The sequence below is a fragment of the Caballeronia sp. LZ035 genome (assembly GCF_031451175.1).
Taxonomy (GTDB): Bacteria; Pseudomonadota; Gammaproteobacteria; order Burkholderiales; family Burkholderiaceae; genus Caballeronia.
This window is the reverse complement of record NZ_JARUXS010000004.1, coordinates 134,321-157,814: the sequence shown is the minus strand read 5'-3', so window position 1 is coordinate 157,814 and position 23,494 is coordinate 134,321. Positions and strand designations below refer to the sequence as shown.

The window sequence follows — 23,494 nt, the reverse complement described above, 5'->3', positions numbered from 1 at the left end:
CAGGAGGACATGATCATGGACACGCCCACCGCCAACGGCGCGGCATCGACGCCGCGTACCGCGCGTCCCGGCAAGTGCGCCGACGCGGCGTGCGTCTCCGGCAGCCGCAATCGTTATTTCGTCGGCAAGCGCATGACGCCCGACGCACTCGGCGTCGAGCAGGGCTATCTGATCGGTCGGCGCAGACTGCTCAATCGCGCAATTCACGGCTGGGGAGTCGTGTATGGCTTTCCCATCGCGATTCCCGCCGCCGACGCCTCGTCCTGCGCGTCGGAACCCGGCACGCTCCAGATCGGCGAAGGTCTCGCGCTCGACGAGGCGGGCCGCGAACTGGTGCAGCCGGACGCCGTCACGCTCACGCTCGACGATCTCGTCGTGCTGGACAGGCAAGGCGCGCCGGTGCGAACGACGGGTGGCGGCGCAACAGGCGGCATCGCGTCGATGCAGCCGAAGGCCGATGAGTGCTGGCTGTTGCAGGTCCATTACGCCGAACGCCGCATCGGCCCGGTCACGCTGCGCGATCCGTGCAGTTGCGAGCGCTGCGAGTGGAACCAGATCTGCGAGACGGTGTGTTATTCGCTTCAGCGTGTCGACTGTGCCGGGTGCTGCATCGATCACCCTTGCGAACTGACCTGCGATTGCGGCAGCGGCCCATGCTGCGAGACGCACGCGGATCGGACGGGCGCGCCGAAACGGGGCGGCAGCCAGTGCCTGTGCGAACACCTCACCGCGTTGTCGCCTAACCCGCCGTGCGAATGCCTGCAGGACCTCGACGAGATCACCCGCGCGGATCTGTGCAACGGCGTGGCGCTTGCCTGCGTGACGCTCGAACCGGATGCCCGCTGCGGCGGCTGGCGGCTGAAATCGGTGTTCGACGCCTGCGGACCGAGGCGTCTGGTCAAGCGAAATGATGCGCTCTACGACCTGGTACGCGGCTGCGACCTCACGACCATCAGCGCGTTCGGCTGGGAGAGTCTTGTCACGGAGGCCCAGCCCGCCTCATTCGATGCATTTTCCAAGGCATTCGGACCCGATGGCATCGACGAACCCGAATACGTCACGGCGCTGTTCTGGGTGGAGTTCTCGCGCCCGGTGCTCGCCGGCACGCTGTTGCCGTCCTGCTTCGCTATAACGGTCATCGGTCCCGAGGACGAGGGCAAGTGGTGGGGCGTTCAGCGCGTGCCGATCGTGGCCGTGCAGACCGACCCCGTCCCGGGTAAGGATGCCACCGGCCGGTACACGCGGCGCGCAACGATGGTTGTGAACGGCGGATGGCTCGAGAGCGCCATGCGCGGGCGCGACAGCATTTTTCTTGATGGCGTCACGCATATCGAAGTGCAGGTGCATGGCGATCTGATCGTGGACTGCAATCAGCAGGCGGTGGACTGCGGCGCACGCGGCGCCGTGCCGGCGGGGAGCGGCGTGCCCGGCGGGACCTTCTTGTCGGTATTCACGGTTGCGCGCCGTCCCGAACTTCCGCCGAAGCAGAAACCCGTCGCATCGTCTCCATCTTCTGGAGGAGCCTCGTCATGAGCGCGAATGGAAAGATAACCGACCCGGTGACGGGCAATGCAAGTCTAGTGCGGCCGCGCTTCAGTCCAGGGCTGCTTCTGCGCGACGATGACCTGAATCAGGCGATCGACTACACGCGCGATCTGAGCCGGCTGCTGTTCCGCACGATGTTCGGCTGCGGCGTCGTATGCGGCCTGCGTGTGAGCGTGCAGCCGTTCTGCGATGGCGTGAGACTAACGGTCGGTCCGGGCGTGGCGCTAGATTGTCACGGTGACCCGATCCACGTCCCGCAATCGCGAACGCTGACGCTCGATCCCGCATGCGGTGCGCGCAAGGTTCCGTCGATTTTGTGGGTCGTGCTGCGACGAACCGACAAGTCCTGCGCGCCGCGTTCGTCCGTATGTTCCTGTGAAGACGACGACACCGACACGACAGTCTGCACGCGCGAGCGCGACTGCTACGAAATCGGCGTGCTTGGCGAGCGCCCGCGGTGCGTATGCGGATGCGAGATGCCGTCCGGCGAGGTGAGCCAGGAAGAGAGCAACAACGGGGGGGGCCGGCAACTCGGAGACGACACGAACGACCCGGCGGCGGATACGTCGATGGCGTTGCGCTCCCGCGCGGCCGGTGGGGGCGCCCCCTCGCCGGTGGAGACCGATTGCCGCTGCGCCGATCCAGCCAGTGCTTGCTACAAGGACCACTACGACGGGCTGTGCGCGTGCGACTGCTGCGACTGCACGAATCAGTGGGTCGTGCTGGCGCTCGCTCAAGCCACGCAGATCGACAAGAAGACCAGCAACGGCGCAACCGCGGATCCGGCCGCGCGCAACTGGCGCATCGATCATCGCGTGCGACGCTTCGTGCGTCCGGTGCTCATGCGCGATCCGGTCGCGTGGGAAGAGCAGCACCCCCAACCGGCGGCTCGCTGAACGGCGCTGCGGAGCCATCATGGCGCAGACGCGCACCGGACAGGCCAGGACGCCCGTGATCGCGCGCCGCGCGGCGCCTGCGGCGACACGGCGCGGCGGCCCGACTGGCGCGTCGGCGGCAGGCGCGCAGGCGCTACGCCAGCGCGGGGGCGTCGAAGGCGCGCAGGCGCTGATGTCGCGCGCGAGCGGCGCCTCGGCACCCGTGCCGGTGTCGCTGCGCGCGCCACCGGCGGTGCAATGCGCGCGCGTGTCGACGCCGTCTGATCCCGCTGAGCGCGAAGCCAGCGAAACCGCGCGCAAGGTCGCCCGCATGAGCGAGCCCGCGCGCCGCGCGGACGTGCGGCGCGACGAGGAGTCCGGCAAAGGCAAGGTGCAGCGCGCGCACGCTCCGGCGTCCCTCGCGCTGCCGCCGAGCGCAACGCCGCCCGCTACCACACAGGTTGCCGCGAGCGGTGGCGCGCCCTTGCCAGCGACCGTGCGTGGCTTCATGGAACCGCGTTTCGGCGCGGATTTCGGCAACGTGCGCGTGCATACCGACGAAGAAGCCGCCCGGCAAAGCGCCAGGCTCAATGCCCATGCGTTCACCATTGGCCAACATGTGTATTTCGGGCGTGACAAGTTCCGGCCGGAGAGCGGGCAGGGCCGCGAGCTGATCGCGCACGAGCTCGCGCACACGATCCAGCAGGGGGCGGCGCCGCAGCGTCACAACCCACCCCGCGTGGCCACGCGGGAGAGCACACACATACAGCGTGATTTCATCGAGATTCCGGATCCGCGCAAATATTTCGCCGACAAGGCGAGCCACATCCCAGGCTACACGATGCTGACCGTCGTGATCGGCTTCGATCCGATCAGCGGAGCGCGCGTCGAGCGCAGCGCGGGCAACATCCTGAAGGGTGCCATCGAGCTGATTCCCGGCGGCGCGTTCATCACCGACGCCTTGAACAGTCATGGCGTCTTTGCCAAGGTGAGCGCGTGGGCGCAGGACCAATTCGATGCGCTCAAGGACATCGGCAGCGGCGTGTCGCAGGAAATCGACGGCTTCCTGCAGCAGTTCACGCTTTCCGATCTGACCGATCCCGGTGATCTCTGGAATCGCGCGCGCGCCATCGTCGACCGGCCTGTCGCGCGCATCACCGCGTTCGCGATCGCCCTCAAGGACGGTATTGTCGGACTGATCAAGGATGCCATCCTGTTGCCGATCGCGGCATTCGCACGCACGACGAACGGCTACACGCTGCTCTGCGCGGTCATGGGCAAGGATCCGATCACAGGCGAAAGTGTTGCGCAGGATCCGGAATCGCTGCTGGGCGCGTTCATGAAGTTCATCGGCGAGGACGAGATCTGGGACAACATGCAGAAAGCCAAGGCGGTGCCGCGGGCCTTCGCGTGGTTCAAGGGAGCGATCGCGGCGCTCAAGGGTTTCATCAGTGAAATTCCCGGGCTGTTCGTGCAGGCATTCCATGCGCTCGAGGTCGTCGACATCATTCTCATACCGAGCGCGTTCGGGAAACTGGCCGGCGTGTTCGGAGGCTTCGCGGGGCGCTTCATCAACTGGGGCGCGACGGCGGTCTGGAACCTGCTCGAGATCATCTTCGATTCGGTCAGTCCCGGAGCGCTCGCTTATATCAAGCGCACCGGTGCGGCGCTCGGAAGCATCCTGCGCGATCCGCTGCCCTTCGTGGGCAACCTCATCAAGGCGGCGAAGCAAGGCTTCTTGAATTTTGCCGATCATTTCCTCGATCATCTCAAGGCCGGTCTGATCGACTGGCTGACCGGCTCACTGCCAGGCATCTACATCCCGCGTGCGTTCTCGCTGGTCGAGATCGCCAAGTTTGCTCTATCGGTGCTTGGGCTCAGTTGGGCGAACCTTCGTCAAAAACTCGTCAAGGCGACGAACGAAACCTTCGTCAAGGGACTGGAGACGGGGTTCGACATCGTGGTCGCGCTGGTGCGGGACGGGCCCGCCGCAGCATGGGACCAGATCAAGGAGCAACTGGCCGATCTAAAGGAGATGGTAATTGGCGGCATTCAGGATTTCGTCGTCGACATGGTGGTCAAACGCGCGATTCCGAAGCTCATCGCGATGTTCATTCCGGGCGCCGGATTCATCTCCGCGATCATCTCGATCTACGACACCGTCATGGTCTTCGTGCGCAAGCTGTCGAGCATCGCGCAACTCGTCGCGGGCTACATCGATTCAATCGTCGCCATCGCGAGCGGAAACATCGGTGCGGCGGTGGCGCGTGTGGAAGGCGCGCTGGCGAGCGGGCTTTCCCTCGCGATCAACTTCCTCGCAGGCTTTGCTGGCCTCGGCAAGGTCGCCGACAAACTGATGGGCGTCTTCAACAAGGTGCGCGCTCCGTTCGACAAGGCGCTCGACTGGCTCGTCGGGTGGATCGCCAAAGCCGCAAACTGGGTCAAGGCGGGCGCACAACGCGCGGTGGCGGTGGGAAAAGAGGTAGTCGGAAAGCTCTTTAACTGGCTCGCCGTGAAATCCGGGTTCAAGGACGAAGACGGCGAAAGTCATTCGGTATTCGTGCAGGAGAAGGGCGCAGAACCTCATCTGGCGATTGCGAGCCAGGAAATGGCCGCCGAAGCGTTCCTCGATGCCTACGTCAAGAAGCGGGGCGCGGAATTTGCCAGGAGCAAGACCGCGGAAATCGCGGCGGCCCGCACGGCCATTGCCGCCGCGCAGCGGCTGATCAAGGAGGTCGTCGCAGCGCAGAAGAAGGGCGCCGGGCACGAAGCCGCGTTGGGCGAGCTGCAAAAGCAGTTGCTTGACAAGAACGTCGCTGTCTCGGCGGCCATCAGCAAGATTGTCGGGGCGGGCGAATTGCCCGTCGACATTCGAGACCGCTATCTGCTCGAAGGTCTCACCGGAACATATGGGTCGATGCCCAAGCCCAAGGGCGACAACTTTACGGCGGATCATCAGCCCCAGGCCGCGGTGCTGCAGGCGGCGCGCGAGTTCCCTTATTTCGATCCCAAGGGCAACCTGTATTCCCGTGCGGCTAACCGTGCTCAGGAGGGTTATGCGATCAATCTGTACAAAGTCCGGCACCAGGCTGGCGCGACCTATGGCAGCAAGGGCAAGGCCACGAAGCAGGAGTTCATCAATCGCGTCCAGAAGAAGGTGGCGAAGAACGCGACCGTGCTGGAGCAGCGACGCGCGGTCATTGCGGAGCTCCGCCTGGATCTGCATCGGGATGTCGTGGAGATGCGGGAAGCGAGTGCGCCCGGCAAGGAAGCCAACTGGGCCGATCTGTCGCCGGAGAAGTCCGGGCTGAGCAAGGCGCAGAGCACCAGGCTCATCGGAGAAGTCAGCGAGCGCATCATCGCGGGCGAGAACCAGATCGAGAAGCAGGACCTCGACTCCCTGCTCGATTAACTCGCGATCCTAATCATGCGACTCCCGCGCCGGACGAGACATTGAAATACCCACTGCTCTGTCCTATAAAGTTTTCAGACGACAATTGCGAGGCTTTCGGACGCATTCCAGCGACACAAGGGAATCGGACGTTTCGCACCGCTGCTCCCGGAAAGGAAGAACCGTTGACGGTGATGCCGCCAGAAACGGCGCCGATGATGCCGGGCATGCGGGAGGGCTCATGGCCTGCTTGCAAACCAATCGACTAGAACGCGTCGTGCGCGCGCATCCGGTTCGCGCGTTCCATCGCTCTGCATTTTTTGACGTTACTGGGGCGGCGCAGTTTCGGCAAGCACGGGGTTGCCCATGAACGTCATCGTGCTCACTCCGGTGCGCCTGCTCGGTGACGGCCTCAGGGCATGCTTCAGCCGGCGCCCCGAGATCACGCTGACAGCGGTCGTCAAGGACCTGACAGCCTTGCGCGACGCCTTCGGCGCGAGTTCGGCCGACCTTGCGCTCATCGATGTCACACAAGGCATCGATCTGTATGATGTGCGCGCCGTGGCGGTCGAATGGCCGGACGTTGCGCTGGTCGCCCTCGGGCTCGCCGAACAGCGGCAAGAGGTCATCCGGTGCGGACGGGCGGGTTTCAGCGGCTATGTCGCGCGTGACTGCTCGATCGACGCGCTTTGCATCGCGCTCTCCGATGTGGTGGTGGGACGGCTCGCGTGCCCCGCGGAGATCTCCGGTGGCCTCTTGCGCGCGCTGTTTCGCATGGACAGCACACCGGAAAGAGTAGTCTCCGACCAGATGCTCACGCGGCGCGAAGGCGAAGTGCTGCATCTGATCGGCTGCGGACTCACCAACAAGGAGATCGCGCGCGAATTGTGCCTGAGCGTGGCGACGGTCAAGCATCACGTTCACAGCATTCTCTCCAAGCTCGAGCTACCCGGCCGCATGCATGCGATGCGAACCGTGCGGGAGGCACCCTGGCTCGCGACGTCATCGCCCAAGCGGCGGCAGTCGGCGCGCTCGCAGTCGAAATCATGAGCGCGGCGGCTCCCGCGAACGACTTGACGATCTCATTGATCTGTATCATCCGACCGTCTGCCGGGACCGGCTGGTAGATGGTTGCTGGAGCGTTTTCGAGCGTGTCGAACTCGGTTGCCCGGTATCAGTAGGGAGGCGTTAGGGCAATGCATTGATAAGGTTGTCACCCACTGCTCGCGTCGACGTTATATTTTACATAAGGTTGATGATCAATTTTTTTGTTGTATGTCCCAGATTCGAATGTCGCGTTTCCGCCAAATAAATGGAATAGTCGCCTCCCGCCCTAACGGTCTTCAGTCGCCGCATCTCCGTTGACGGAAGCTTGCGACATTGCTTTCGGCATGCCCGCCGCAAAGGAGAACCAGATAGAACGTTTAATCATCCCAATCGCTCTGTCCAAGGACGTCTTCCAGATTCGCTGCGTCGATCCTCAAAGCGGCGCGGTTCACAACAATACGCTCAAAGGTGCACAGTCAACCAGCCGGCTTGCCGAGTCTTCAAGGAGGCCTACGTCAGCGCTCATCATTGGGCCCGAACTCTGGGACGACTCGGCCACGACGTGTGGCTTATAGTGGCCCAGTTGGCGTGGCCGTTCGTGCAGTCGAACAAGAACGACGCGGCTTATATCGCCGCGATCTGAGAAGCCGCCCAGCGCCCCAGCATGCTGTTCGTCTCAATCAAGACGATCAGCAGGCCGTGATCGCCCTGCACCGGATCCGGCAAGATCAAGTCTTGCGACTCCATACGCTTGACGAGCAAATCGAACGGCTCAAACGTCGCATTCAGGATTGGTGGCGCAATGACGAAGCACGTCGCCGCCTCTCCAGAATAACAAGATGGCACGAACGATTTGGGCGCTGCTTGCGTACGGATGAACGTATCAAGCGTGGCCATCGCCGTTAGCAAACGCCGCAACTTGAAAACCCATCCACGATTGCATGGGTAGATTGAACGATGGCAAGACAGATTGGACCGCCCAAAGGCAAGCCTGAGACATTTCTCGGACTTCAAGACCGCCAATTAGATGAGGACCTTTGCAGCGAAATCTATCAGGACCGACGGGCACGCCCGCGATCGAGTCGGATATAGGTCCGCAATCACCCTCCTCGCCACGCAAAATCACCTTGCAAATCGGAGGCGACCCTATAAGAAATGCCGTGTGTTGCCGTAGCTTGTTTGCCGGACAAACGTTTGAGGAGCGCCCGCGATGAACACGACCGGGATCATGCCAATACTCGCCACCGTACGACTCCGATCGATGCGCGTCAGATAAATACGTGGAGCACGACAGTCAGGATAGGCAAACCGTGTCAGATCGTGCAGGATACGACTTTTCTTTGTCCGCGCTCCGGCATTACGATGGATGTACGCCAACTCAGGTATTTTGTAGCCATCATCGACTCGGGCAGCATGTCGAAGGCGGCGGAGCGCTTGTTCGTCGCTCAGCCGTCGCTCAGTCAGATGATGGTCACGCTGGAAGCCGAACTGGCGGAACCGCTCCTGATCCGCAGTCCGCAAGGCGTCACGGCCACGGAGGCTGGCAAGTCGCTCTATCAGCTCGCACGCGACGTGCTGCGTCGCATGGACGAAATTCCGCAGCGCGTGAAGTCGGGCGGAGGCAGCGAATCGGGCACCGTCGCGATCGGCTTTCCCACCACCATCGCGTCCGTGCTCGCTACGCCGCTCTTCACCAGCATCGCGGACAAATACCCCGGCATTCGCCTGCAGATCTTCGAGAGCATGAGCGGCTACATCACCGAGTTGCTCGCCAACGGGCGACTCGATCTCGCCATTCTGTTCCGCGATACGGAAAGCCTCGGCGTTTCCGTGCATCCCCTGTTCGATGAAGACCTGTATGTCGTCGGCGGCACCATCGACGGTTTGCCGGCCGAAGCCGATACCTGCTCGCTTTCCTTGCTCGCGAACATGCCGATGGTCGCGCCCGGCCGCTCGAACGGTCTGAGGCTGCTAATCGAGCGCACCTTCTTTCAGGCGGGCGTGGATCTGAATATCGTCGCGGATATCGACTCGTTGCCGACGATGCTGGAAATCGCCGAGTCCGGGATGGCCTGCACGGTATTGCCCGCGTCGGCGCTGGCGCGGCGGCACTTTCAGAAGAAGCCGCGGATTGCGCGTATCGAGACGCCGCGCATGACGCGTGCCGCGAGCCTGTGCTGGTCGAAGGCCGTGCCGATGATCGCCGCCACGCAGGCCGTGCGCAACACGATGATCGAACTGATCCGCGAGTTGCAACAGAACGGCGCGTGGCAAGGCATTACGCTGCGGGTCTAGGCCCCGCGCAATCCGTCTCCATCCCGAGGATGCGCTGCGCCTTGCGCGCGACGGGTGCGTCGACCATCTTGCCGTCGACGGTCGTCGCGGCGCCCTGGCTTGCCGCCAGGGCTTCCATTACCCGCTGCGCCCAGTCGCGTTCTGCCCCGCTGTAGTCGAAGGCCGCGTGAATCGACGCGATCTGCCGTGGATGGATGCACAGCTTCGCGCCGAAACCGAAGTCGCGTGCGTAGCGTGTTTCGTCGAGGATGCGGCGCTCGTCGTCGATCGATTCGGTCACGCCATCGACCGGTGTGCCGATTCCCGCCAGAACGGATTCGAATGTCAACATCGAGCGGAAATAAAGCAGTGTCTCGCGCACGCCGCGCACGCCCGTGTCGACTTGAAAATCCAGTGTGCCGAATAGCAGACGCGCCACGCGCGGCGAGCGGGCGATCTCGCGCAACGCGTCGAAGCCGGCGGCACTTTCGATGAGCGGCAAAAGCACCGCGCCATCCGGAAGACGCGCGGCCAGTTCATGCAGTTGCGCACCCTGCGCCGCCTTCGACACGACCACGCCCTTCAGCCCGCCTTGCGTGACAAGACAGGCAATGTCGTCCGCGTAGTACGGCGTATCCGCGGCATTGATGCGCACATAGGCGCGGCCGCCCTGCGCCAGCCACGCGCCGACCGACTCGCGTGCCGCCGCCTTGTCAGCGGGCGCGACCGCATCCTCGAGGTCGAGAATGACGGCATCCGCGCCGCTTGCACACGCCTTGTCGAAACGCTCCGGCCGGTTCCCGGGCACAAACAGGTAGCTGCGTTCACTCGTCAGTGTTGCGGAGGCGTCATGCGTTCGTTGCATAATCCTCGTTCTCTGCGCGCGCGAACCCCAGTTCCTTGAGGATCGCAGCCGTATGTTCGCCCAGCGCGGGAATCGGGTCCATGCGCGGCATGAAGACGTCCGGCACGCCGGGTGGATACATCGCCGGCATCTTGCCCGCCGGACTGTCCACTGTGGTCCAGCGGCGGCGCGCTTCCAGTTGCGGATGACGCCATACGCCATGCATGTCGTTGACGTTGGCGTTGGCGATGCCCGCCGCATCCAGACGCGCGATGATCTCCGCGCCGGTCATCGTGGACAGCGTCGCGGTGATGATGGCGCGCAATTCAACCTTGTGCGCCACGCGCTTGTGATTGGCGTCGAAACGCGCATCGGTGGCGAGTTCCGGCTGCTCCAGCACCTGCCGGCAGAAGACCTCCCATTCGCGCTCGTTCTGCAGGCCCAGCATGACCGTGCTGCCGTCGCCGGCATCGAAAGGCCCGTATGGAAAGATGGTCGCGTGCGCGGCGCCCGAGCGCGGCGGCGGCGCCTGTTCGTCCATCGCGTAGTACAGCGGGAAGCTCATCCACTCCGCCATGCTTTCCAGCATCGAGACGTCGATGCGGCAGCCCTCGCCCGTCTTCTGCCGCCGCAGCAGCGCCGCCAGCACATTGGTGAACGCGTACATGCCTGCGGCGATGTCCGCGACCGAACACCCCGCCTTCGCGACCTCGTCGCCCGAACCGGTGACGGACAGGAAGCCTGCCTCGCTCTGGATCAGCAGGTCGTAGGCCTTCTTGTCGCGATACGGACCATCCGGCCCATACCCGCTGATGTTGCAGACGATCATGCGCGGATAGCGCTCGCGCAAGGCCTCGTAGCTCAGGCCCAGCCGGTCCGCCGCGCCGGGCGCGAGGTTCTGTACCAGCACGTCGGTATCGGCGAGCAGCGCGTGCAGGATGGCATCGGCGTCGCTGCTCTTCAGGTCGAGCGCAAGGCTCTCCTTCGAGCGGTTGGTCCAGACGAAGTGCGACGACATGCCCCGCGCGCGCTTGTCATAGCCGCGCGCAAAATCGCCGACGTCAGGCCGCTCGATCTTGATGACGCGCGCGCCCAGATCGGCGAGCTGCCGTGTGCAGAACGGCGCGGCAATCGCGTGCTCCAGGGCGACTACCTTGATTCCGTCGAGCGGCCGCATGCTTGGCTCCTGTAGTGATGTGTGTCGATGCCCGTTCAGCGAACGAAGCGGTTGACGTAGTCCGCGCCCAGCCCGATGCGCTCGTAATGCGCGCGGCAACTTTCGATCTTGGTGAAGACGTCTTCATAGCCGATCGCCTTACCCTTCTCGTCGAGATAAACATAGCCGCCGGTCGCATGAAACAGCGTGATCATTTCCTTCACGTCTTCCGGCACGAACAGCGTGTGGATCTCGCCCGGCGGCTCGAAGGCATAGCCGCCCGCCTCCGCGACCCAGTCGTGTTCCAGGTAGTACCAGCGGCCCTTGATCGGGAACGCATGCACCGGCCCCGTGTGATGGTGCACGGACAGCACGCCCGAGCGCCGCACCCGCAGCAGGTTGATGAAGTAGCCCTGCGTCGCGTGCAGCATGATGGGCTTGAAACTGACGCCTTCCGACTGCGGCACCCACAGATGGTCATCGTCTTCCGCGCCGGAAATGGCGGCGGGCAGCACCAACCCCTGGGCATCGTGGAATTCACGGGGATACTTGAAGGCTGCCGGTTCCGGCAGGCCGTTGTTGCGGTTCATGGCTCGATCGTTCATGTTCGTGGGACCTTTTTGTGGTGTTGCGTGTCATGTCATCAACCAGCCGCCGGCCACATCCACGACCTGGCCGGTGACGAATCCTGCTTCTTCCTTCGACGCGAGATAGAGGCACAGCGAGGCCACCTCGCGCGTTGTGCCGAGCCGTTGCAGCGGCGTCTGTGCAACGTACGCGGCGTTGGTCGCCGCGCCCGCCACGGCCACCATCTCGGTGTCGATGCGGCCCGGCGCAATCGCGTTCACGTTGATGCCGAACGGCCCGAGCTCGCCCGCGAGCTGACGCGTGAGGCCGATCACGGCCGCCTTGGTCGCGGCGTAATGCACGGCGCAGACGTCGAGATACGCCTTGCCCGCGACTGACGACATCGACACGATGCGGCCGAAGCGCTGGCGTTTCATCGCCGGCACGGCCAGCTTCGCGAAATAAAAAATACCGTTGAGATTCACATCCACCACGCGTCGCCATTCGTCGATATCCATGTCATCGACGCTCACGCCGCGGCCGTTGGTCTTCGGCGAGATGCCCGCATTGTTGACGAGCGTGTCGATGGAACCGATCAGCGCCGTGGCACGCTCGTACGCGGCCTGACATGAGTCGAAGCGGCCGACATCCGCCGCCACGAAATGCACGCGCGCGTGCTCCTGCCGCAAGCGGCGTTCGGCTTCGCGGCCGAGCTGTTCGTCGTAATCGACGAAGACCACGCTCGCGCCGCTTTCGAGAAATCCGCGCACGATACCCAGTCCGATGCCGCGTCCGCCGCCGGTCACCAGCACGTTGCGTTCATTGAAGTTCATGACCCTGTCCTCGCCCCGACGCGGTTCACAACACGACGACCATCTTCTCGACCTCCTGCGGATGGTCGATCGAATAGTCCATCATGGCGGGCAGCGTATCGAGGCCCTGCGAGATGGAGATGATCTGCTCCACCTTGGCGACGTTGCGCTGCATGAGCGCGACGGCATCCGCGAACACGTTCGAACTGTTGCGCGAGCCGATGATGTCGATCTCCTTCGCCACCACGCTGCTGATCGCGATCGGCAGGTTCTTCCCCGACATGCCCACCAGCACATAGCGCCCGGCGGCGCGCAGCACGTCGATGCCGAGCTTGATGGCCGGCTCCACCGCGACGGCATCGATCACGGCCGTCACGCCGCCGCCCGACCATGCGCGGATCGCTTGCGGGTCGTCGCGCTCCGGATTGAAGACGTGGTCTGCGCCCAGTGCCGTGGCCTTGTCGAGGCGCGAGGCCATCACGTCCGAGATGACGACGCGTGCGCCGATGTCCTTGCACGCCAGCACCGTCGCAAGCCCGATCGGGCCCGCGCCCAGGATCAGCACGATATCGTCCGCCGTGATGCGCCCGCGTTTGACCGCCTGCACCGCGATGGACAGCGGCTCCGCGAACGTGGCCACCTGCGGCGCGACATCGCCGCTTGCATGCATCAGATACTCCGGCACGACCACGCGCTCCTGGAACGCGCCCGGCCGGTGCACGCCGAAGATCGCCAGACTCTCGCAGCAGTTATAGCGCCCTTGCTGGCAGGCGTAACACGTGCCGCAACGCAGCAGCGGTTCGATCACGACCTGGCTGCCCACCGGAAGCGCCTGCTTGCAATCAGGCCCGTAGGCAAGGATGCGCGCGCAGAATTCGTGGCCCTGCACCATCGGCAGCTTTGCGTAAGGATGATGGCCGAGATAGATGTGATGGTCCGAACCGCAGATGCCGACCGCGCGCACTTCGAGGAGCGCCTGACCCGGTCCCGCCTGCGGTTCGTCCACTTCGGCCAGGGTGAGCTGGCGGGCTTTTTCGGTAACGTAAGCTTTCATGCGTCTCTTCTCTTTTTAGTGGTCTTGCGAGAGTGGGGAGCGTCAGGTCCGGTTCAGCCGAGCGATTCCGTGCTCGCGGCGGGCAACGCATTCGGGCGGAACGTGTAATACAGCCCCTTGATGCCGATAGCCGAAGCCGCGACGGCAGCCGGCGCGGCGAGCGCCATGAAGATCTCGTGCGACTCCCAGCCGCGCGACATCAGGATGCCGCCCATCGATGCGCCGAAGACTCCGCCGAAGCGGCCGATGCCCAGCACCCAGCTTACGCCGGTCGCACGGCATTGGGTGCGGTAGAACTGGGTCGCGAGGATCACGGTCTGCACCTGGCTGCCCATCGCGAAGCCCGCAAGGAAGACGAGCGCTTCCTGCATCGGCACGTCATTGAGCGGATGCATCGCGATGGCGACAAGGCACAGCGCCGAAGCCGCATACGCCGTCGCGATCACCACATAGCCGCTCATGCGGTCCATCAGCCAGCCCATGATGATGTTGCCCACGGTGCTGCCGGTCAGGAACATGCCCGTGACAATGGCCGCCTGCGCAACCGGCACGCCGGCGTCCCTCATCATCGTCGGCATCCAGCCGGTCACCGTGTAGACGATGATCAGCCCCATGAAGTAGGTCAGCCACAGCATGACGGTGCCGAGACCGTTGTTGTTCTGGAACAGCGCGATCACCGGCGACGACGATGCATTCTGCGGATTCACGCTTTCCGGCAGCACAAAGCGCGCATCGGTGAAATCGGTCTGTGCGGAAATGCGCCGGAGAATGCGCGCGATCTTCTCGGCCGGCGCATTGCGCACCACGAGAAAGCGCACGGACTCGGGCATGATGAAGGTGAGGAACGCCACGCAGATCAAAGGCAGCACGCCGCCGATGATCAGCAGGCTGCGCCATCCATGCGAGGGAATCACCGCGGATGCGACGAATCCCGCCGAGGCGGAGCCGATCGACAGGCCGCAAAACATCAGCGTGGACAGCAGCGAACGGCGGCGGTGCGGCACGTATTCGCTCATCAGCGTGACGGTGTTCGGCAACGCGGCGCCGAGGCCGAGACCGGTGACGAAGCGGAACAGCGTCAGCGACCACAGCGACCACGCCGCCGCGCTCGCCAGTGTCATGAGGCCGAACAGCAACGCGGAAATGACGATGACCTTCTTGCGGCCGAAGCGGTCCGCGAGCGGCCCGGCGGTCAGTGCGCCGAACGCGAGCCCTAGCAGCGCTGCACCCATGACAGGCGCGAGCGCGGCCTTTGAGACATTCCACTCCGCAATCAACGAAGGCGCGATATAGCCCATGGCGGCGGTATCCAGGCCGTCGATGGACACGATCAGAAAGCAGAGGATAAGGATCGTCCATTGAAAGGGCGAAAAGCGGTTGTCGTCGAGAAACTGCTCGACATCGATTATTTTTTTACTCACGGAGTTGTCTCCTCAAATGTCCTGAGAGTGGGTGTTTCAGGTCCTGTGCCGGAATTATTCTTTGACGACGAACGGCGGTACTGAGTGGCTGAAATGCTAAACGGATATGCGCGAGCCCAGGAAAGACGAATTTTCCATACCCGCTATCGGTTCAGCCTATCGCTTCTATTGGGGCTTCTTTTGGTGCATCCAATGGGCATTTGGCGCATCGGAATAGCTCACTGAAATAAAGCCCAAACCAAGGGTTTGCCCTGCTACGAATCCGAAAAATGATTCTTTAGCATTCGTATCGCCTGCCGCATGCAGGCGCTTCGCAAAGGCCCCAAAGGCGTGGCCGCGCGAAGCCGGTTTGCCACCTTTGCTGTTCTACGTCGACAAGGGCGTCGACGTTCTGGCCGGATTCCCGGCACGCACCCACTACTCGAATACCACCCATCCGCGCGATCGTTCGCGACGGCTTGCATGCGCGCGTTCGCGTCCATGTCGGTCGTTCGTCCGGCCTCGCCACAGGAGCGCATTTCATGCCCGTGAATCGCCGCCGCTTCCTTTCATCATCCGCCGCCACGGCAGCCATGCTCGGTCTCGCGGGAACGCGGGCCATTGCCCAGACCAGCGACAAGATCACGGTCGATGCCATCTACGACCTCTCCGGTGGTCTCGATATCTACGGAAAGCCGATCGTCAACGCCCTGCATCTCGCAGCGGAAGAAATCAATGCATCGGGCGGGTTGCTCGGACGCCAGCTCAACTTCACGGTCTTCGATCCGCAGTCCAACATGCAGCTTTATCCGCAGTTCGCGCAGCAGGCGGCGCTGCGCGACAAGGCGGCAGTCGTGCTGGGCGGCATCACGTCGGCATCGCGCGAAGTCATGCGGCCCGTGTTCGACCGCTTTCGCACCCTGTACTTCTACAACAACCAGTACGAAGGCGGCGTGTGCGACCGCAACTACTTCGCCACGGGCGTTACGCCGGCACAGACCGTCGCGAAGCTGGTGCCGTGGGCGGTGCACAACTGGGGCAAAAAAGTCTACATCGTCGCGGCGGACTACAACTACGGCCAGATCACCTCGGAGTGGGTGAAGAAGTACACCGCGGACGCGGGCGGCAAGGTCGTCGCGACGGAGTTCTTTCCGCTCGACGTGACCAACTTCGGCGCGACCATCTCGAAGATCCAGGCAGCATCGCCGGACTTCATCTATTCGGTGCTCGTCGGCGGTGCACACATGGCGTTCTACCGGCAATGGAAGGCGACCGGCATGACGGGCAAGATACCGCTCGCATCCACCTCGTTCGCCGGCGGCAACGAGCACATCATCCTGTCGCCGGAAGAATGCAACGGCTTCATGGTCTGTCAGAACTATCTGCAGGAACTGCCCGGCCCGACCAACGCGGACTACGTCAAACGCTTTCATGCACGCTTCGGGCAGAACTACCCGTACATCACTGAACTGGCGACGGCTGCCTATCAAGGCTTCCACCTGTGGGCGGCGGGCGTGCGCCGCGCGGGCAGCGTCGAGCGGATGAAGGTCGTCGAAGCGCTCGAATCCGGCCTGTCCATCGACGGACCGAGCGGCAAGGTGACCATCGATCCGCAAACGCATCACTGCGTGCTCGACGTGCACATTGCGCGGGTCCAGAACCACAAGCTCGAACTCGTCGAAAGTTTTCCGCAGCAGAGGCCTGCGGATACCGCCGCGGTCTGCGACCTCAAGAAGAATCCCGCGGATAGCCGCCAGTATCAGATCAAGATCTGAGCACGCTGATGATCCTCGCCACGGAGCCGGAATGGACCTGATCCTGATCTACGCAATCGATGTGATCGGCGCAATCGCGATGCTCGCGCTGCTCAGCATCGGGCTGGCCGTCGTGTTCGGCATGATGAAGATCATCAACCTCGCGCACGGCGACTTCATGATGCTCGGCGGCTACGTGACGATCCTTGCGACCAACAAGCTCGGCGTGCCAATCTGGATCTCGATGCTCGTGTTGGCGCCGCTGGCGGTCGGGCTGTTCGGAATCATCGTTGAACATCTGATCGTGCGACATCTGTACGGACGCATGATCGACACGATGCTGGCGACCTGGGGCCTGAGCCTCGCTATCGTCGGACTCGGCACGATGATCTTCGGCAACACGACGCTCGGCATTTCGACCCCGCTCGGCAGCGTGACCATCGGCGCCCGGCAGACGAGCGGCTACACGCTGTTTCTCGTTGCGCTCGCGTGCGTCGTCTCTGCCGGCGTCTACGCCGCGTTGCGCTTCACGAGCGTCGGCATGCGCGCTCGCGCTTGCATGCAGAACGCCGACATGTGCGATGCGCTCGGGATGAATCCCGATCTCGTCTACAAGCTCACCTTCGGCGCCGGCGCCGCGTTGTCGGGACTCGCGGGTGCCGCGTTCGCACCGTTGAGCGGCGTGATCCCAACCATCGGCGCGGCTTATGTGGCGAAGGCCTTCATCACCGTGATCTGCGGCGGTACGGCGGTCGTGGCGGGCACGCTATCGGCGTCGAGCCTGTTCGGCATCGTAAGCCAGGCGGTGACCTTCGTGGCGACGCCCGTATTCGGCGAGATATCGGTGTTCATCGCGGCGATCGTCCTCGTGCGTCTCCTGCCGCAAGGCATCACGGGACGCTTCTTCAGGCGGGCCAGCTGATGCCAACGTCCACGCAAAAGTCGATGCAAACGTCTTCGTCGATCCGAGCCGTCGCGGGCGTGGCCGCCGTGGCATGCGCCCTCGCCGTTCCGTATCTCGCCGATACGTTCACGGTGCTTGCCATGACGGTCTACGTCGTCATGGCGATCCTCGCGCTGAGTCTCGCCTTTGTGTGGGGTCACGGCGGCATCCTGTGCTTCGGCCAGTCCGCATTCTTCGGGCTGGGCGCTTACGGCTACGCGATCGCCTCGCTCAATCTCGGGCCGGGCGTGGGCGCCATCGTCATCGGAATCGGTGTCGCGACGCTGGCGGCGCTGCTGCTCGGCTACTTCATGTTCTATGGCGGCATCAGCGACGTCTATCTCGGCGTCATCACGCTTGCGGTGACGCTGATTCTGTTCAACGGCATGAACTCGACCTCGGGCGATGCCTACCGGATCGGCGCGGCGCCGCTCGGCGGCTTCAATGGCATTCCGTCCATTCCGGCGCTGCTGCTCCCCGGCTTCGACGAACCGCTCTCGCCCGAAGCCATGTTCAAACTCGCGGCCTTGGTGCTCGTGTTCGTCTACTTCGGCCTGTGGCTGCTGCAACGATCGCGCTTCGGCCGGATCGTCGCCGCCGTGCGCGAGAACGAACAGCGCGCACTGCTGCTCGGCTATCACGTGAACCGCTTCAAGCTCGCGACCTTCGCCATTGGCGGCGGTATCGCGGGACTCGCGGGCGTGCTGTACGCCAATTGGGGCGCCTTCGTCAGTCCGGGCGTGTTCGGCATGTCGCAGTCCGCGCAGATCATCATCTGGGTGCTGGTCGGCGGGCGCGGCACGCTCATCGGGCCGGTGATCGCGTGCATCGGCCTGCAGTGGCTCGTCGCCGCGCTCGGCACCCAGCAGGTCGTCGATACCGGTCTTGTGCTGGGTGCGATCCTGACGCTGTTCGTGCTCGCCATTCCGCGGCATTGCGCCGACGGTGGCGGATGCCTGCCGACGCATCGGCGCACGCCGCACGGCCCACGCCATCGAGGCCGAGTCGCAAGCCCGGAGGGACGCCACATGAACGACATCCTGTTGGAGACGCGCGGGCTCGGCGTGAGTTTTGGCGGCGTACATGCCGTGCGCGACGTCAATTTCGCGCTCGCGCGAGGCGAAGTGCGCTGCCTGATCGGCCCGAACGGGGCCGGCAAAAGCACCTTCTTCCGGATGCTCTCGGGTCAGCTCGCGCCCACGCGCGGCGAGATCACCTTCGACGGAGTGCGTCTCGACCGACTCGATACATGGGAAGTCGCGCGCCTGGGCATAGGCATCAAGACGCAGGTGCCGAGCGTGTTCGAAGGCCTGTCGGTGCGGGAAAACCTCGCGCTGGCGGCCGCGCGCCGCCCCGGCGCGCACGGCAGGCGCGATATCGCGGCCATCGTCGACGAAACACTCGCGATGACCGAACTCGCGGCTTTCGCCGAAGTTGCCACCAATACGCTCGCTCACGGGCATCGTCAGTGGGTCGAACTGGGCATCATCCTCGCGTCGCGCCCGACACTCGTGCTGCTCGACGAACCGGCGGCCGGCATGACCTTCCGCGAAGTGCGGCGCACGGCTGAACTCGTCGGCGCGATCAATGCGCACAGCACGATCGTCGTGGTCGAGCACGACATGGCGTTCATCGGTCTGATCGCGCAACGCGTGACGGTCTTCAACCAGGGCTCGATCCTGGCCGAAGGCACCTTCGAAGAGATCACGGCGCACCCGGAAGTGCGCGCCGCGTATCTGGGACAACATGGAGGCCGGCATGCTTGAAGTCGACGATCTCCATGCGGGCTATGGCCGCGTTCCTGTGCTCAACGGCCTGCGTTTCGGCATGGTGGCCGGCGAGTTCGTCGGCGTGTTCGGACGCAACGGCATGGGCAAGACCACGCTCATGCGCGCGCTGATCGGCGCGCTGCGAACGACACGCGGTCTGGTGCGCTTCGAGGGCGGCGACCTGACCAACCGGCGCGCGCATATTCACGCGCGTGCCGGTATCGGTTATGTACCGCAGGGCCGGCAGATATTCCCGACGTTGAGTGTGATCGACAACCTCCGCATGGGTTGCGTGAAGGCGCCGCGCGAAGCGGAGGCGACCGTAATGTCCGTGCTCGAACTCTTCCCGCGTCTGCGCGGATTGCTCGAACGCACGGGCGGCAGTCTGTCCGGCGGCGAGCAGCAACTCGTGGCGCTCGCCCGCTGCCTGTGCGGCAAGCCGCGCCTCATGCTGCTCGACGAACCCACGGAAGGCATTCAGCCATCCATCTGCGACGAGATCATGGAAACGCTGGCGCAGCTGCGTGAACGGCACGGCATCGCCATACTACTGGTCGAGCAGGACATCGATTTCCTGCGCGCGTTGTCGGATCGCATCCTCGTGATCGAAAGAGGCGAGATCATCGCGGAATTCCCATCCGGGTCGATGTCGACGGAGGACATCGCGCACCGATATGGCGGCCTTGGTGCCGCAAACCTGAAATGACCATGCGAACAGCGCACCGCGACGGCCATCATGTTGGCCTTCTGTTTTCGAAAGTCAGCATCACGGCTGCGAACGAAACGACCCAGGAGAACGCCAGCCGGCTCGCCATCGACGAAATCAACGCCGAAGGCGGCATTCGCGGCGTGCCGCTGGTGCCGGTAGCGCCCGAGGTTGGCGTGAGTCCCGAGGCGTTCCGGATTGCCGCCGAATGGCTGTGCGACGTGCAGAAGGTTCCGGTGATCTTCGGCACCCATATGTCAAGCACTCGCAAGGCCGTGTTGCCCGTGGTCGAAAGCCGGCGCACGCCGCTTTTCTACGCCACACTCTACGAAGGCTTCGAATATTCGCCCTACTGCTTCTACACCGGCTCGGTGCCGAACCAGAATTCGGTGCTGCTCGCGAGCCACGTGATCCGCCACTACGGCAACCGCGTGATGTTCATCGGGCACCAGTACGTGTATCCGCGCGAGTCGAACCGCATCATGCGCGAACTCTACGAGCACGCGGGCGGCACGGTCGTCGCGGAAACCTATCTGCCGCTCGATGCACCGGAGGAAGATTTCGAGCGCGTGCTCGCGCATGCTCGCGACCTGCGCCCCGATGCGATCTATTCGACGGTTGTAGGCCACGACATCGTCAAGCTCTACCGAGCCTATCGCAGGCTCGGCTACGACCCGGCGACGATGCCGATCGCAAGCCTCGCCACCATCGAAACCGATCTCGCGGCCATGCCCTCGGAAGCCTCGGAAGGTCACGTCACCGCCGCGCCGTGGTTCGACACGCTCGACACCGAGCGCAGCCGTGGATTCGTCGCTCGATATCGCGCCCGCTTCGGCGCCGACGCGCCCATCACCGCGTGCGCCGAGGCTGCCTATTTTCAGGTGCATCTCGTGGCGGATGCCGCACGCCGCGCCGGCACGCTCGACGCGGCCGAACTCGTTCCCGCACTCGACGGCGCGCATTACGACGCTCCACAGGGACGAGTCACGATGGACGGCGACACGCATCACACGTGGCTATGGCCGCGCATCGCGAGGGTCAACAGCCGGCGTCGCTTCGACATACTCTATTCGTCGCCCACGGCAGTGCGCCCCGTGCCCTATCTCGTCGATCACGCGCTGAACTTCGACGCGCACTCGCTGCGATGAACGGCGGCCCTATGCGTGCGGTCATGCAAAACACGCAGCCCACCCTGCGCGAACTCAACGACCTCCGCGTGCTCGTGATTCATCCGCACGACGGGGAGGCGCAGTTGCTGGTCGCCCATCTGCGTCGGATCGGCTGCCGGCCCACGCATCAGTGGCCGATGCCTGTGCGCCTGGGCACTGACACAGATGTCGTGCTGCTGACCATTGAGGAAGGTCATCGCGACGCCATTCTGACGCTCGCCACGGGCTTCGACGAATGGGGGCCGCCTGTCATCGGCATCGTCGAATACGAGAATCCGGCCACCCTGCAACTGATCCTGCAAAGCGGCTGCGCGGGGGTGATCGAGCGGCCCGTGCGCCCGTTTGGCCTGCTTACGCAACTACTTTTGGCGCGCACCGCGTGGAAGCAGCGCCTCGCCAGGCTTGCGGCGCTCGATGCCCTGCGCGCCGATGCGCACACGAGCCTCCTCACGACCGCCAAGACCTTGCTGATGACCCGCGAAGGCATGACGGAAAACGAAGCGCATCGCTCGATTCAGGCGCGTGCGATGCACGCCCGCGCATCGCTTCACGACATGGCGCGGATCGTCATCGACGAGATGACTTGAGCCGAACCTGGCTCGATACGAGTCGACCTTCACACTCACTTAGGATCACAGATGACCATCAAGCGCCCCACCCTGAGCCAGCTAAGCGACGTCGCGTCTGATCTCGGCATGCATCTGTCGGATGCGCAGTTGCGCGACTTCGACGCCGTGATGCAGGCGAGCTATGACGCCTACGATCTTGTCGATGCGCTGCCCGACTTCGTGCCACGCGTGACGTATCCGCGCACGCCGGGATATCGGCCCGGCGCTGAGGAAAACCCATACGGCGCGTGGTACGTGAAAAGCGAAGTGCGGGGCGCGCCGGAAGGCAAGCTCACAGGCAAGACGGTGGCGCTGAAGGACAACGTCTGTCTCGCAGGCGTGCCGATGATGAACGGCGCGTCGACGCTGGAAGGCTATGTGCCGGATATCGATGCGACCATCGTGACCCGGTTGCTCGACGCGGGCGCGACCATCACCGGCAAGGCCACCTGCGAATATCTCTGTTTCTCCGGCGGCTCACATACCAGTTCGCCGGCGCCGGTGCACAACCCGCGACGTCACGGTTACTCGGCGGGTGGCTCGTCGTCAGGCAGCGCGGCACTCGTTGCGGCGGGCGAAGTCGACATGGCCATCGGCGGCGATCAGGGCGGCTCGATCCGCATGCCGGCATCTTATTGCGGCATCTATGGCATGAAGCCCACGCATGGTCTTGTTCCCTATACGGGCATCATGCCGATCGAACTCACGCTCGATCACACCGGGCCGATGACCGCCAGCGTCACAGACAACGCGCTGATGCTCGAAGTGCTCGCCGGTCCCGATGGCCTCGATCCGCGCCAGTACGCGGAGCGTCCGTCGCAGCCGTATCGCGAGTTGATGAAACGCGGGGTGGAGGGCCTCAGGATCGGCGTCGTACGCGAAGGCTTCGGCTGGCCGCATTCGCAGGAGGCATCCGATGCGAAAGTGAGCGAAGCAGCCAGGCACTTCGCGGAACTCGGTGCGCAGGTGTGCGAGGTGTCCGTGCCGATGCATCGCGTGGGTCCGGCGATCTGGTTGCCGGTCGCGTGCGAAGGCGCGACACAGCAGATGATGAAAGACAACGGGATGGGCTTCAACTGGAAGGGTCTGTACATGACCGGCCTGCTGGATTTCCACGCGAACTGGCGCCAGCGCGCCGATGAACTGTCGGACACGCTGAAGATCACGATGCTGTTGGGCGAATATTTCATCAAGCACTATCGCGGCCACTACTACGCCAAAGCGCAGAACCTGTCGCGGCAGCTCAGGCTCGCCTACGACGCGGCGCTCGCCAACTGCGACGTGCTGCTCATGCCCACGCTTCCGCTCACCGCCACGCCACTACCCAAGCCCGGCGCGCCGCTCGACGAAGTGATCAGCCGCGGCACTGAACTCACGACCAACACGTGCCCGTTCGATGTGACCGGACACCCCGCCATGAGCATTCCGTGCGGCACGGTCGACGGCTTGCCAGTCGGCCTCATGCTCATCGGGAAGCACTGGGACGAGGCGGCGATCTATCGCGCGGCCTACGCCTTCGAGCAGTCGGTTGACTGGACGGCGCTGTAACGCGCAACAGGACACGAGAGGACACGACTGAC

The 23,494-nt window shown here is 63.9% G+C and carries 19 protein-coding genes and 1 pseudogene; 13 read left to right on the top strand and 7 right to left on the bottom strand.

Going from position 1 to position 23,494, the window contains the following annotated elements:
* Positions 1 to 15: 15 nt before the first annotated feature.
* The 3 genes from QCE88_RS31075 to QCE88_RS31065 are packed head-to-tail and all read left to right on the top strand — an operon-like array spanning position 16 to position 5,832.
* Positions 16 to 1,533 (top strand): hypothetical protein, encoded by a 1,518-nt coding sequence (locus tag QCE88_RS31075; RefSeq protein ID WP_309909042.1) that lies wholly within the window; start codon positions 16 to 18, stop codon positions 1,531 to 1,533.
* The gene (locus QCE88_RS31070) at positions 1,530 to 2,441 is read left to right on the top strand and encodes a hypothetical protein (protein ID WP_309909040.1); all 912 of its coding nucleotides are present in this window, start codon (positions 1,530 to 1,532) and stop codon (positions 2,439 to 2,441) included. The genes QCE88_RS31075 and QCE88_RS31070 overlap by 4 nt, the downstream gene beginning before the upstream one ends.
* A gap of 19 nt (positions 2,442 to 2,460) precedes the next feature.
* On the top strand, positions 2,461 to 5,832 hold the full coding sequence (locus tag QCE88_RS31065; RefSeq protein ID WP_309909039.1) for a DUF4157 domain-containing protein: 3,372 nt from the start codon (positions 2,461 to 2,463) through the stop codon (positions 5,830 to 5,832).
* Positions 5,833 to 5,845: 13 nt separating this feature from the next.
* Here the strand turns inward: QCE88_RS31065 and QCE88_RS31060 are convergent, their stop codons facing one another.
* Positions 5,846 to 6,040 carry a hypothetical protein gene (locus QCE88_RS31060; protein WP_309909038.1) on the bottom strand — a complete coding sequence of 65 codons (195 nt, stop codon included), beginning with the start codon at positions 6,038 to 6,040 and terminating at the stop codon, positions 5,846 to 5,848.
* A gap of 137 nt (positions 6,041 to 6,177) precedes the next feature.
* Here QCE88_RS31060 and QCE88_RS31055 point away from each other — a divergent pair, with 137 nt between their 5' ends.
* From QCE88_RS31055 to QCE88_RS31045, 3 genes and pseudogenes are all read left to right on the top strand, one after another.
* Complete coding sequence (locus tag QCE88_RS31055) at positions 6,178 to 6,861, top strand: response regulator transcription factor (RefSeq protein ID WP_309909037.1); 684 nt, start codon at positions 6,178 to 6,180, stop codon at positions 6,859 to 6,861.
* A 341-nt stretch (positions 6,862 to 7,202) separates the two neighbouring features.
* Positions 7,203 to 7,736, top strand: a pseudogene (locus QCE88_RS42115) (hypothetical protein).
* Between the two features lie 484 nt (positions 7,737 to 8,220).
* Positions 8,221 to 9,153 carry a LysR substrate-binding domain-containing protein gene (locus QCE88_RS31045; protein ID WP_309909036.1) on the top strand — a complete coding sequence of 311 codons (933 nt, stop codon included), beginning with the start codon at positions 8,221 to 8,223 and terminating at the stop codon, positions 9,151 to 9,153.
* On the opposite strand, the gene QCE88_RS31040 is transcribed toward QCE88_RS31045, so the two are convergent.
* From QCE88_RS31040 to QCE88_RS31015, 6 genes are read right to left on the bottom strand one after another with little or no spacing between them, the layout of a single operon-like run.
* The gene (locus tag QCE88_RS31040; RefSeq protein WP_309909035.1) at positions 9,137 to 9,997 is read right to left on the bottom strand and encodes a CoA ester lyase; all 861 of its coding nucleotides are present in this window, start codon (positions 9,995 to 9,997) and stop codon (positions 9,137 to 9,139) included. The genes QCE88_RS31045 and QCE88_RS31040 overlap by 17 nt on opposite strands.
* Entirely contained in the window at positions 9,981 to 11,153 is a 1,173-nt protein-coding gene (locus QCE88_RS31035; RefSeq protein WP_309909033.1) for a CaiB/BaiF CoA-transferase family protein, read from the bottom strand. The genes QCE88_RS31040 and QCE88_RS31035 overlap by 17 nt, the downstream gene beginning before the upstream one ends.
* 35 nt (positions 11,154 to 11,188) lie before the next feature.
* Positions 11,189 to 11,722, bottom strand: coding sequence for a 2,4'-dihydroxyacetophenone dioxygenase family protein (locus QCE88_RS31030; protein WP_250518749.1), 534 nt, complete (start codon positions 11,720 to 11,722; stop codon positions 11,189 to 11,191).
* Between the two features lie 45 nt (positions 11,723 to 11,767).
* On the bottom strand, positions 11,768 to 12,532 hold the full coding sequence (locus QCE88_RS31025) for an SDR family NAD(P)-dependent oxidoreductase (RefSeq protein WP_309909031.1): 765 nt from the start codon (positions 12,530 to 12,532) through the stop codon (positions 11,768 to 11,770).
* Between the two features lie 25 nt (positions 12,533 to 12,557).
* A complete protein-coding gene (locus QCE88_RS31020; protein ID WP_309909029.1) occupies positions 12,558 to 13,565 on the bottom strand; it encodes a zinc-binding dehydrogenase in 1,008 nt (335 codons plus the stop codon).
* Positions 13,566 to 13,618: 53 nt separating this feature from the next.
* Complete coding sequence (locus QCE88_RS31015) at positions 13,619 to 14,986, bottom strand: MFS transporter (protein ID WP_309909028.1); 1,368 nt, start codon at positions 14,984 to 14,986, stop codon at positions 13,619 to 13,621.
* Positions 14,987 to 15,507: 521 nt separating this feature from the next.
* Between QCE88_RS31015 and QCE88_RS31010 the strand changes: the two genes are divergently transcribed.
* The 7 genes from QCE88_RS31010 to QCE88_RS30980 are packed head-to-tail and all read left to right on the top strand — an operon-like array spanning position 15,508 to position 23,462.
* Complete coding sequence (locus QCE88_RS31010; protein WP_309909027.1) at positions 15,508 to 16,740, top strand: transporter substrate-binding protein; 1,233 nt, start codon at positions 15,508 to 15,510, stop codon at positions 16,738 to 16,740.
* Between the two features lie 31 nt (positions 16,741 to 16,771).
* Positions 16,772 to 17,641, top strand: a complete 870-nt coding sequence (locus tag QCE88_RS31005; protein ID WP_309909025.1) for an ABC transporter permease subunit — start codon at positions 16,772 to 16,774, stop codon at positions 17,639 to 17,641.
* A 23-nt stretch (positions 17,642 to 17,664) separates the two neighbouring features.
* On the top strand, positions 17,665 to 19,428 hold the full coding sequence (locus QCE88_RS31000; protein WP_309909024.1) for an ABC transporter permease subunit: 1,764 nt from the start codon (positions 17,665 to 17,667) through the stop codon (positions 19,426 to 19,428).
* Positions 19,421 to 20,137, top strand: a complete 717-nt coding sequence (locus QCE88_RS30995; protein WP_309909023.1) for an ABC transporter ATP-binding protein — start codon at positions 19,421 to 19,423, stop codon at positions 20,135 to 20,137. Before QCE88_RS31000 ends, QCE88_RS30995 begins: the two co-directional genes overlap by 8 nt.
* Positions 20,138 to 20,139: 2 nt before the next feature.
* Positions 20,140 to 21,285, top strand: a complete 1,146-nt coding sequence (locus QCE88_RS30990) for a transporter substrate-binding domain-containing protein (RefSeq protein WP_309909022.1) — start codon at positions 20,140 to 20,142, stop codon at positions 21,283 to 21,285.
* A gap of 23 nt (positions 21,286 to 21,308) precedes the next feature.
* Entirely contained in the window at positions 21,309 to 21,893 is a 585-nt protein-coding gene (locus QCE88_RS30985; protein ID WP_309909020.1) for an ANTAR domain-containing protein, read from the top strand.
* A 51-nt stretch (positions 21,894 to 21,944) separates the two neighbouring features.
* Positions 21,945 to 23,462 carry an amidase gene (locus tag QCE88_RS30980; RefSeq protein WP_309909019.1) on the top strand — a complete coding sequence of 506 codons (1,518 nt, stop codon included), beginning with the start codon at positions 21,945 to 21,947 and terminating at the stop codon, positions 23,460 to 23,462.
* The last annotated feature ends 32 nt before the right edge of the window (positions 23,463 to 23,494 follow it).